The sequence below is a fragment of the Spirosoma aureum genome, from assembly GCF_011604685.1.
Taxonomy (GTDB): domain Bacteria; phylum Bacteroidota; class Bacteroidia; order Cytophagales; family Spirosomataceae; genus Spirosoma; species Spirosoma aureum.
On the sequence record NZ_CP050063.1, the window covers coordinates 3,341,901 to 3,354,297 of the forward strand.

Sequence of the window (12,397 nt, forward strand, 5' to 3'; positions counted from 1 at the left end):
CTATGCTTAGTATGCAACAGCTCATTCTGAAATCTTTGTATGTAGTGGCCCGCCTGAAATATCCCCGGCTCCGAAAGGACCTGAGCTATTTCGTACGCGATAACTACTACTGTAAACTGGTTCAGGGGCGCTATGTGATACACGATTATGTGCTCAGGAAACAGTATAAAGTGATTAGCTATCACGGAGAGTTCGATCAGGAGTTGCGTTATGTGTTACCGTTTGCTTACTGGCATTACTTAAATGGTACATTAAGTAAAACGATCGGAGCTAAGCAAACGAAAGAATTCTATTTTTTTAGCCCCAATCACGAAGAGCGGTTTGACAAGCGAATCTGGACAGAGTCGTATGCGCATTATGATGTGCCAAACATGACGCATAGTAACTCCTACAGTTTCCGGAACTGGGCTCAGGTTCCTTACAAAGCCCAGTATCGGAACGATATTTTCGTTTATGATAAACCCCTGCTGGTTATTGCCAATAAGTATAATATTGAATGGGATCAGCCACCCATTAATTTCCTGGATATTCCGACCCTCGATCAGATCATTCGCAATTATGGTTCTAAATATCAGATCGTTTACAATCGACCACTACCAACCCAGATCGTACAGGATAACAGCGAAACGATGCAATTGAATGAACATGCCTGGCTACGGGAAACTCATCCGGATGTGATCCTGATGGATGATTTGTACACCCGTTATCATCCATCAGTGGTCAATAATTACAATCACCTGCAACTGATGGTATATGCCAATTCCGATCACTTTATTTCGATGCATGGCGGAACAGCAGCCCTGGCAAGTTGCTTCGGAGGAACCAATATTATTCTGTCGAATCCGAATTGGGGAATGGAGCATCATTTTAATGAATACCAGAATTTGTTTCCAAAACTGTCAGGTGCTACCATTTTGCACGCCCGCGACCGGGCAGAGGTATTAAAACATTTAAGTGACAACTATTAATTTCGAATGATATTTAATTTATCATTTTTTAGATATAGATATATGTAGTATTTTTAAACATGATAAAATTGACTAATGCGGGTTAGTATATGTTGATAGGTTACTATTACGCACAGTTAATGGTTGAAACAGTGTCATGATGCCAAGATGATTATCAGTAGAATAACCAGCGGCTTAGGAAACCAGCTTTTTCAGTACGCGGCCGCTCGGCACCTGTCACTGAAAAACAAAACTACTTTATACCTGGATCTGAGCTACTATGACTATACCTACGATACTGATACACCACGGGCTTTTAAGCTTGGGCACTTTGCGGCTCCGTTTCATATACTTCAGGATTCTCCTCTCATCCAGTATGTATCAAAGGCGACAAAGGTGTTACCAAATCGTAGTTTACGACCGTTTTTTCTGTTTCTGAAAGAAAAACACTTTCACTTCGATAAACACATTGTGCAGGCCAGAGCCAGCTTTATTACACTGGATGGATTCTGGCAGTCAGAAGAATACTTTCGGGAAAGTGCCGACGTTATTCGGCGCGAACTGACATTGACCTCAACTCCCAGCCCCGAATTTAATAGCTACCAGGAGTCAATCAGCATGGCTTCCATGCCGGTTTCTGTTCACATCCGGCGTGGCGATTATGTGAATCATCCGGAGTTTAGCCAGACGTTTGGCTTCGTAGGAGTTGACTACTACCAGCAGGCGCTTGATCAAATACTAGGGCAAGTGAAAAATCCTCGTTTCTACGTCTTCAGTGATGATCAGGCCTGGGTGCAGGAAAATCTACCATTACCCGACAATACCGTTTTTGTTCGAAACAGCGGCCCGGATGGCGATGTGGCAGATCTGGTGCTAATGAGCCGATGTCGGCATCATATCATTGCCAATAGTTCATTCAGCTGGTGGGGGGCCTGGCTTAATCCGAATCCAGACAAGCTGGTCATTACACCCAAGCGGTGGTACCGGAAACAGCCAACCTGGAATACAAAAGACCTGGTTCCATCGACCTGGCTTGCCCTTTAACTACGACTTGTGCCTACTTCTTCAACCGCTGATTCGTTATGCTAAACGTTTTCATTGATCACCAGAAATTCAGTACACAGAAGTACGGCGGCATTAGTCGCTATTTCGCGAATATCATTCAGGGCATTAAGCGTACTGAAGATATGACTTACCTGTTAGGTGTTCTGCACGCTAAAAATCACTATATCCAGGACGAACCCCTGTCACTGAAAGGGCGTCTGCCTGATCGTATTTTGAGCCGCAACGAGCGATACGACGTGCAACTGAATCAGCTTTATTGCAAGTGGCTGCTCGAAAAGTCGGAGTTCGATGTGTTTCATCCCACCTATTACCACCCTTATTTTTTTAAGCAGTTAAAAAAGCCGCTGGTCATAACCGTTCATGACATGACCCATGAGGCCCTGCCTGAATATTTCTGGGCACAGGACCCACTTACCCATAACAAGCGCTTGAATATTGAGCGGGCCGATTCGATTATAACCATCTCGAATACGACCCGAAAAGACTTGCTCGATATGTTCAGGGTCGATCCGGCGAAAGTATCGGTTATCTATCACGGCATTGATATTGAGTCACCACTGCTGGTTCAGCCGGTAGAAAATTTGCCCGAACAGTACCTGTTGTTTGTAGGCGATCGCAGTGGATACAAGAACTTTTATCTGTTTATGAAGGCCTTCCAGCATTTGGCCCATCGTTTTCCGGATCTGCACGTTGTGCTGACCGGAGGAGGAAGGCTGGAAATTGCGGATCGCGAATTTCTTGATCGGCTGGGCCTTACCGATCGGGTACGACACATTAACGCCACTGACGAACAACTCAATTTTCTGTATCAGAACGCGCAATTATTCGTCTATCCTTCGCTTTATGAGGGGTTTGGGTTGCCTATTCTGGAAGCATTTAAAGCTCGATGCCCGATACTTCTCAGTGATACCGAGTGTTTTCGGGAGGTAGCCGTTGATGCTGCGGTGTATTTCGAACCCACGGCTGTCGACGATCTGATCGACAAGCTGGAAGCCACATTAACCAATTCAAGCCTGAAAGCCCAATTGGTCGAAAAAGGTACGAAGCGGCTCGCCGATTTCCCGCTTCAAAAATCCATTGATCAAACGTTGGACGTATACAGGTCACTAGTCAGTCCACAAGCGATTAAACGCGTTACTGTATGAGATTTCGAGCGGTAGATTCTTTTCGGGGAATAGCTGCCATTATGGTTATTTTATTCCATATGCAGCATCTTAATCTATTGTCAGAGAATGTTTTTATCGCAAAGAGTGACATTTTTGTTGATTTCTTTTTTGTGCTGTCAGGGTTTGTAATGACCCACAGTAACTTCAATAAGATTACCGATCTGAGAAGCATAAAGCCGTTTGTCAGTAAACGATTTAAACGACTTTACCCGCTTCATCTTTTCACGCTGTTACTGGTTTTGCTCTTTGAAGTCGCACGCTTCGGCATTGACCGATACGTCGTTCATTTATCCAATCCTGTATTTGCCAACGACAAAACCCTGATTTCGTTTCTGGCAAACCTGACACTTACTCAATCGCTTGGCCTATTTGATCGGGTGACCTGGAATGGTCCCAGCTGGAGTATTAGTGTTGAATTCTACACCTACATTGTCTGGGCGCTGTGCCTGGTGCTGTTTCGAAAAAACGTATTGCTTATCTGCATCATTGGTTTCAGCCTATTGGCCTGGTTCATTGTGCAGCATCATGGCAGCATTATTTTTAATTACGATTACGGCTTCATCCGGTGCCTGTACAGCTTCCTGATTGGCATGGTTTCGTATCGGATTAGCCGTCAGCTATCATCAGGTTTCGGTTACTGGCAGAGTACGGCCACAGAGGGCGTTATACTGGGGCTGACCATTTTTTCAGTCCGGGCATTTACCCATTCCGAAAGCTGGATGATGCCGCTTTTGTTTGCCATCGTGATTATTGCCTTTTCGCGCGAAACAGGGGCTATTTCCAAATTTCTGGCGATCGATCGACTGGAGTTTCTGGGCAAGCTATCGTATTCGTATTACCTGAATCATACGATTGTGCTCGCTGTAATGGACCTGCTCCTGTTCAAGATTATCAAGGTACACCATACCACAATCGGTGAGTTATTCTATGTGCTCAGTTGTCTGGGCTTTGTGCATCTGCTGTCTGTTTTCACCTATCGCCACATTGAATTGATTCTCCAGTCGCCCACACCGAAGCGACCCCAAAGGTCGTCTGCTAACATGACCATAGCCAGTCCCAATCCTAAACACAATTGGAGTATGAATATTCTCAAAGCGCCTGCCTGGATTAGTGAATTCAACTATCCATACGCTACATTCGACGAGGTTCCAAAATCGGTTTTTGATAGCATAAATCGTGATCTCGATGCTGTCCAAAGCCCTGATCCGCTGGTTAGTGTTGTCATTCCGGGCTGGAACGAAGAGGTGAACATACTTCGCAGCGTTGCTTCGCTGGCGAAGATGAAAACGGACATACCCTTTGAAATTGTGGTCGTTAATAACAACTCGACCGATCAGATGCAGAAAACGCTGGACAATCTGCATGTTCGCAGCGTATTTCAGCCTATTCAGGGATGGGGACCCGCTCGCCAGATGGGTTTGGAGAACGCACGGGGTAAATATATTCTGACAGCCGATGCCGACGGCCTCTACCCACCCGATTGGGTTAGTGAAATGATGGCCGTATTGCAGCAGCCGGGCGTTGTTTGTGTATATGGGCGTTATTCGTTTATTCCGACTCCCGAAAAAGGGTTTTCGCGCTGGAAACTATCGATCCTCGAAACGCTGAAAGATGGTATTGCCGAGGTTCGGCACATGAAACGGCCGCACCTGAACGCCTACGGTATAAGCATCGGTTACATTAGAGAATATGGCCTGAAAGTTGGTTATGTGATGCATAAAATTCGGGGCGAAGACGGTCGGATGTGTTTTGACCTGATGAACTATGGAAGCGTTAAGCAGGTGAAATCGGCCAAAGCCCGCGCCTGGACGGGTACGCGAACGCTAGAAAAGGATGGTAGCTTCTCACGAACGCTCTTTGTGCGTATTGCCAATGAGCTCCGGCGGTTTAGCAGTATGTTCGTTGAGCAACCTCCTCACGATACCAAAACATCATTGAATAATTAGGGAATTGTCGTTCAACATCATTGGCTATGCTCGTCTGTCAATGCAAGTCGGCTTTCCTGAGCTGGATCGTCCCACTATTTCTGCTGATTCTGACTGCCCGTGTGGATAGTCGGGCGCAGTGTAGTCAGGGAGCAATCATTTGCGAAACATTTGGTTCTGGTCCGCGCGGAGCGTTACCACAAGGGCAAACGACATTTGCTTATACCACCAATCCATGCCCTAATGATGGAGAATATACCTTGATGGATACTGTCGCCAATAGTTGCCACGGTGATGCCTGGCACCGGGTGCGGGAAGATCACACGCCCGGTGATGTAAAGGGTAATATGTTTGTTGTCAACGCATTCTACCAGCCCAGCGAGTTTTTTAGCCAGAAAGCAATGGGGTTGTGTCCTGGTGTTACATACGAATTTTCATTGTGGGTACTGAATATAAACAAGGTATTGCAACCGGGACCCTGTGATGAATTTAGCCTTCGCGATCCGATCATAGCGATGCGGGTAGAGCAGGCGGATGGGACATTGATCAAAGAGGTAATACAGCCTGCTGTTTCTCGTTCAGTAACCCCTGTCTGGGTGCAGCTTTCGATGCAGTTCGTTATCCAGACCAACACCAACGACATTGTTGTCAAACTGATCAATAAAGGACTTGGCGGTTGCGGTAACGACCTGGCTATTGACGATATTGGCTTCCGTCCGGTTCACCCTAACCTGACTATTCAATTCGCCAATTCGTCGGCTTCTGAAATAACAGCCTGCGCTGATACCCGCCTGACACTCAGTATTGGGGCCGCTGTAGGGTATCCGAATCCGGTTTATTCGTGGCAACAGAGTCAGGATAATATTAACTGGACACCTGTTCCCGGAACCGGTCAGGCAACCTATAAGATTAATCCGGTGCGGGTTGGCCGCACGTATTATCGGCTCCGAAATGCCCAGCCAATCAACGCCAATGCCATTGGTCGCTCCCAATGTTCGGCCGAGTCTAATGTGCTTATTGTCAATGGGCGTCCTGATGCACCCTTCAGTCTGGGTAATGATCTGGCCGTTTGCGCAGGTACATCACAGGTGCTTCAGGCGCCTGACCCACTGCCCGCTGGTACTTCGTTTGTCTGGTCTGATCTGAGCTCAAACCAGGAGCTAATCGTCAATTCAGCGGGGGCTTATTGGCTGGAAACAAACCTGGGCGGGTGTACGTATCGAGACACGGTAAACGTGTCGACCCAGAACTGCCACCTGGAAGATGTTTATATACCTGATGCGTTCTCGCCCAATAATGATGCGGTTAACGATAACCTGATTGTCATTCATGCGGGTACCTTTACGGCCTATTCCTTTCGCGTTTATGATCGCTGGGGGAGTGTCATTTTTGTGAGTAAGCAGGCCGATCTGACCTGGGATGGTATGTTTCAAAATCGACCCTGCCCGGAAGGGATCTATGCCTGGACTCTTGATTATAGTGTTTTGAATACCCAGAATCAGGAGCGTCATTACACCCGAAGCGGGCGGGTGATCTTGGTTCGTTAATAAAATAGTGCCTGTCTTTCTCTGTATCAGCTGATTAGAGGGGAAGTCTGATTGACTTGCCGTTGGAAGTCCAGGGTTTTTTTGATAAGTTGCGTTAATGGATGGAAATAAGACTTCCGCACAGAAGCGTGCCACGGTTGATCATGATGCTCTAATAACCGTGGCACGCTTCTGTGCGGAAGTCCTCATAAAGTCAATTCGTAAACGTGACCACTCATCATTTACCTAGTCCAGATAATTTAGGGAAAAGCAGCTTCATGCGTCTATCCTGTCCACAAAATCATATTAATGCAACAGAATTATTATTTTCCTGATGTTACGCTGCTGGTAACGCACTATAATCGGTCACAGTCGCTGGAGAATCTGCTGACTAGCTTCCGGAAGTTAAATTGTCAGTTTGGCGAAATCGTTGTGTCAGACGACGGTAGCAAAGAAGAACACCGTAATTATCTGAAAAAGCTACAGGAAGAGTTTTCCTTTCGGTTGATTTCGACGCCCAAAAACAAAGGCTTAGGGAATAATATCAACAAAGGCCAGGAGGCTGTTCAGACGCCGTATACGCTCTATATTCAGGAAGATTTTGAGCCTAAACCTGCCTTTCCAGATCGGCTGGTAGAATCACTGGGGATCATTAATGAACATCCAGAATTCGATATTATTCGGTTTTATGCCTATTATCCCTACGCGTACTTAAAGCCTTATGATAATCAGTTCTCAGAGATGGTTATTCCATCGATATGGGATACGAATTACACCAAAATTTACTATTACAGTGATCACCCGCACTTACGCCGTAGCTCATTTCTGGAAAAATTTGGTCGCTATGTAGAAGGGCTAGCTCCCGACAAAACAGAGTACTGGATGTGTGTTTCCTTTATTCAACACAAGGGTAGGGGGTTGTTTTTCAACGAATTCAAACAGCTTTTTGATCAGAAAAATACCCAGACAGAGCCCAGTACCTATAGTCTGAAAAAGTGGGGAGTGAGCAAAAATCAGGTTCTGGTGGCGGTACGGTATGTGTATAGACAACTTAAATACAACTACGATATTTACATCAAAAAGCCGTAATTTTTTAAACCGTCAAACAAAAACACCGAGCCTGAATGTGCTCGGTGTTTTTGTTTGACGGTTAATGAGTTCGTAGCACTAGTTTACTTTCAGTACTTTACGCATTACACGCTCGCCATCCTGCTTGATTTCCAGTATGTAAGTGCCGGTTGGAAGCTGCGACATGTCGATTTTTGATGAGAATTGATCGCCGGTTTTCTGAACCTTTACCTGCCGATGAATTCTGCCCGTGCCAGCATCAAACAGATTGATTTTAAGGGGCGTATTACTCGAACGCTCGGCCTGAATCGTGACGAAATCGGCAGTAGGGTTTGGATAAATACGCACAACATCCTCCAGGCTTTTTTCTTCAGCAGTCATCTTAGCGGCTACACGTGCATTGGGTGCAGCAGTACCCGCCACAACAAACATGGGTGTCTCGGTTACAGTAAGTTGCAGTTTACCTTGGCTGGTATTGACCACTTCCATATCCATATTTTCGCTTCCTGCTTTGGGTCGGTAAACCTGCGCCTGGGCCGCACTACCTAGGTCCAGGGTATACGAAGCCGTTCGGCCAACTTCGTCGGGCACAACCAACATATAGGCTGACTTACCATTGAATTCGTACCGGTCAACAATCGGGTTCTGATTGAGGGTTTCTTTGTAGGAATACTCTCCAAAGAGTTTACCGGTCTGATACAGGTAATCAGCGGCAGGCCGACGGGTTGTATTGTCGCCGTTAGCCAGCCCTGAGGTGCCGAACATTCCTCCCGAATTGTTATCGTCATAGAGCTGATAGAAGAACACTTTATCGATACCCTGACGAGCATAAAACAACGACGTCCGCAGAATCCAGTCGCCCTGGGTCTCCAGGGCCGACTTATTGCCGATTGGAATAGCACGCAGGGGACTGCCCTGGTTTACATCATACCCCGCTTCCGTAATCCAGACGGGCATGTCATATGACTGCTGATGGGCTGTTTTACGGAAATCCTCGGCAATGCGGTTGATAGGCGTCACTTCGGGAGCGGCTCCGCGCGTTGAGGTTCCACTCTGCGACGAGGAGGTATTGTCGGAATACATGTGGTAATTGATAATATCCCAGCACAGATTCACGGTGCCATCGGGTTTGTAGCCCCGATATTGCTTACACCAGTCGATCATCCCTTTGATATAATCGGAACCACTGGAAGCCGACGCCAACCCGCCAATGACCACTTTCACGCTTGGGTCGGCATTTTTAACGCCAACACCGGCACCCATCGTGTTCTTGTGACCGTCGTAAAACGCCGACAGATTGGCTGCATATTCGCGGGCTGTCTGGTATGCTTTTCTGCCTTTCCACCACTTATCGCGCTCGTTATCACATTCGATGTACTTGATCAGCCCCAGACCAATCTTGATCGAATTAGGTGTATCGCCCGTCCAGCGTGGCGTTGAGTTTACACTGAGTAAGGCCGGATTGATGTTCGGATTACTGCCGTAGCGGGCCATGTACTGAAAGCCTGCCTTCGCCTGTTCCAGATAGGAGTTCGGGTCCAGGAAATCTTTTCCGTAGCGTAAGGGAACATTTTCGCCGTCGCGCTGGTCGTCCGGATATGTATTGACCATCCATTCAGGAATTGTCTTCAGGCAGGCCAGTACTTCAATTCCTTCGGCCTTGCAGCGTTCATAAATCGCATCGTAATTCCAGCCGCCACTAATGGTCGGATTGTAGGAATAGCTGCCTTCGTTCCCTTCCAGTTTATTCCAGTCCATATAATGCCGGACACCGGAAAAACTTTTCACGACGTTCATTTTCGATTCATTGATCTGCCAGGGTGTATTGCCATCTTCAAAGTTCCATTCGTAGGCATTTACCCCGAACATATCCTTTAGTTTCACCGACTTGGCGGGCGCTGGCGTTGGCGGTTGACTGGTTGGTGTGTAGGAACCATATAATTCAATTTCCGTCGGGTAAACACTCCAGGAATTGATAACCAGATAACGGGCATTACTAATAGGCTGATCCAACTTGAATTTAGCATTTCCAGACGTCGTTCGGTTTGGGTAAGGTCCCACCCAGGTTGCGTATTCCTGACCCGTAAAGGTTGCAATCGGAATCCGTTGCCACTGATCGGTAATGACCGACAATGTCATCGGATTATCGGTATAGATCCCCGTAAAATCGTAAAACCGAATACTCTCCAGCGTCATCGATTCGCCATCCAGTAAGGGATAATAGGCATCGTAATTAGGCAATACTTTACCATAGCCCGTTTCGACGTTTACATCCGTAATGCCATCGAACAGGCCATCCAGGCCATTACTTACGTTATTGAGCTGATACCAACGTTTGGGGTCGATCGGAATTTTGGCGCTAAGCGGAGTGTTCGATGTGGCCTGAACAACCTGCGTCCGGGTAACATCCGAAGCAGCCAGAAACGAGGAAGAACCCGCCTGCGATGCCGTAATGGTTGCCGTTCCAGCCGATACTATTGTCGCTTTCCATGAACCTGATCCATTAGAAACGGTAACGACAGCCTGATTCGATGAGCTAAACGTAATCGGCGTTTCCGTGTTCGTACTGGTTGCCGACAGACTGAACTCGCCATCGTCGGTAGTCTTGGCGGGGAGATCGGCAAACGTGATCACTGCCGGAGTCATGACTGTGCCGCCCTGACTAACATCGAACCAGTTCATGTTGAAAGCACCGCGTACGGCATACAAGCGCAAGACCTGGCTGCCAGCCGGTAAGGTAGCCGTGGTGCTGACCGTCGTCCAGGTTTGCCAGCCATACGTCCGAGGCACATCCACACTGCCCAACACCGAACCACTCTCCGAACGAATCTCGATATGGCCGTTTCCATAACTGTTGGCCACCCGAAACTGAAAGGTGTGCAGGCCCGCCGAAGCCACATTGACATTGTAGTCCATCCAGTCCCCATCATCGATATAACCCACATCCGACCCACCCCCACTGTCCTCGGTCTGCTCAGGGCGAACATCGGTGGCTACATCGAAGGTCTCAGCCTCGATGCGGGCGGGTAGGGATCGGCTGGCAGCAGCCTCGAACCAGTTGAGGTTCCAACTGCCCTTGATGATCTGAATCCGCAGGGTCTGATTGCCGGCGGGCAGGTGAGCGGTAGCGCCAATGGACTGCCAGTTCTGGGCACCCCCGGTTCGGGGCACATCGACGGTCGTCAGCAGGGTACCGTCGGCGAGTTTGAGCTGGAATTTGGCGCCATCGCTATAGCCATTGGCGACCCGAAAGCGGAAAGTGTAGACCGCTTCGGTGGGCACATTGACCGAATAGTCCATCCAGCCATCATCGGTGATCAGGCTCAGATTCTGGCCCCCGTTCTCATCCGATGTCGTTTCCAGCTGGGCCCCCTGCATGGCCTTAAAATCTTCTACTTCAATGTGGCCGGGTAAGTTGGCAATACCACCCCTGGAAACATCGAACCAGTTCAGATTGAAGGTGCCCCGTACGGCATATAAGCGCAAGACCTGGCTGCCAGCCGGTAAGGTAGCCGTGGCGCTGACCGTCGTCCAGGTTTGCCAGCCATACGTCCGAGGCACATCCACACTGCCCAACACCGAACCACTCTCCGAACGAATCTCGATATGGCCGTTTCCATAACTGTTGGCCACCCGAAACTGAAAGGTGTGCAGGCCCGCCGAAGCCACATTGACATTGTAGTCCATCCAGTCCCCATCATCGATATAACCCACATCCGACCCACCCCACTGTCCTCGGTCTGCTCAGGGCGAACATCGGTGGCTACATCGAAGGTCTCAGCCTCGATGCGGGCGGGTAGGGATCGGCTGGCAGCAGCCTCGAACCAGTTGAGGTTCCAACTGCCCTTGATGATCTGAATCCGCAGGGTCTGATTGCCGGCGGGCAGGTGAGCGGTAGCGCCAATGGACTGCCAGTTCTGGGCACCCCCGGTTCGGGGCACATCGACGGTCGTCAGCAGGGTACCGTCGGCGAGTTTGAGCTGGAATTTGGCGCCATCGCTATAGCCATTGGCGACTCGAAAGCGGAAGGTGTAGACCGCTGCGGTGGGTACATTGACTGAATAATCCATCCAGCCATCATCGGTGATCAGGCTCAGATTCTGGCCTCCGTTGTCATCCGATGTTGATTCCAATTGGCCACCCTGCATGGCATCGTAGCTTTCGGCCTCGATATGACCAGGTAGCGTAACTGCAGTCTGGTAGGAAGATTGGTTCTGGCTATTATTTATGGGTATTTCTCTTGTTCCGATAAATAACACGCTACTAATTATAGTAGCGCAAATACTAGTGTGGAGTAAATGTTTTTGCATTTCGTGTTTTATGAATTTTTATGTTACTAAAAAACTCATAAAAATAAATAAAAATTAGTTTTGAAAAATCTTATTAAAGAACTTTAATTTATAGCGTTATTTTTTCATGGAAATATATAAGCTCTGGTTATAATTTTTATCCATTTAAAAACTAATAAATTAATTTTGGTGACATTTTTAGGCTGGAAAAGTTCATCGATAGTCGATATGTCTACTGCCTGTTTAGGCATAGGACTACTCATTGGTCGGTGATTTACTCCGTATAATTGCTTAGATGACTGCCCTGACTGATACTGGTCTAGAGGTATTGGCGTGAGGTCTGGTTCTTAAAGCTCACCTCTGCGGGTTGGGAAACCGCATCTGTTTAACAACGGGTAAGGAGAATCATGT

Annotated in this window: 7 protein-coding genes and 1 pseudogene; 6 read left to right on the forward strand and 2 right to left on the reverse strand. The window is 47.8% G+C overall.

The features are described 5' to 3' along the window. Positions 1 to 11 precede the first annotated feature (11 nt). From G8759_RS13210 to G8759_RS13240, 6 genes are all read left to right on the forward strand, one after another. The gene (locus G8759_RS13210) at positions 12 to 968 is read left to right on the forward strand and encodes a hypothetical protein (RefSeq protein WP_167208653.1); all 957 of its coding nucleotides are present in this window, start codon (positions 12 to 14) and stop codon (positions 966 to 968) included. Between the two features lie 147 nt (positions 969 to 1,115). Continuing rightward, positions 1,116 to 1,991, forward strand: coding sequence for an alpha-1,2-fucosyltransferase (locus tag G8759_RS13215; protein ID WP_167208655.1), 876 nt, complete (start codon positions 1,116 to 1,118; stop codon positions 1,989 to 1,991). A 38-nt stretch (positions 1,992 to 2,029) separates the two neighbouring features. Continuing rightward, entirely contained in the window at positions 2,030 to 3,157 is a 1,128-nt protein-coding gene (locus G8759_RS13220) for a glycosyltransferase family 4 protein (RefSeq protein WP_167208657.1), read from the forward strand. After that, positions 3,154 to 5,124 carry a glycosyltransferase gene (locus G8759_RS35875; RefSeq protein ID WP_232074241.1) on the forward strand — a complete coding sequence of 657 codons (1,971 nt, stop codon included), beginning with the start codon at positions 3,154 to 3,156 and terminating at the stop codon, positions 5,122 to 5,124. The genes G8759_RS13220 and G8759_RS35875 overlap by 4 nt, the downstream gene beginning before the upstream one ends. A 26-nt stretch (positions 5,125 to 5,150) precedes the next feature. Then, positions 5,151 to 6,650: a T9SS type B sorting domain-containing protein gene (locus tag G8759_RS13235; protein ID WP_167208659.1), complete on the forward strand. Its 1,500-nt coding sequence runs from the start codon at positions 5,151 to 5,153 to the stop codon at positions 6,648 to 6,650. A 288-nt stretch (positions 6,651 to 6,938) separates the two neighbouring features. After that, positions 6,939 to 7,718: a glycosyltransferase family 2 protein gene (locus G8759_RS13240; RefSeq protein WP_167208661.1), complete on the forward strand. Its 780-nt coding sequence runs from the start codon at positions 6,939 to 6,941 to the stop codon at positions 7,716 to 7,718. Between the two features lie 78 nt (positions 7,719 to 7,796). On the opposite strand, the gene G8759_RS13245 is transcribed toward G8759_RS13240, so the two are convergent. Further along, a complete protein-coding gene (locus G8759_RS13245) occupies positions 7,797 to 11,384 on the reverse strand; it encodes a carbohydrate-binding protein (protein WP_232074242.1) in 3,588 nt (1,195 codons plus the stop codon). A 191-nt stretch (positions 11,385 to 11,575) separates the two neighbouring features. Beyond that, positions 11,576 to 12,007: pseudogene (locus G8759_RS36290) on the reverse strand (carbohydrate-binding protein); the annotation flags it as partial. Positions 12,008 to 12,397 lie beyond the last annotated feature (390 nt).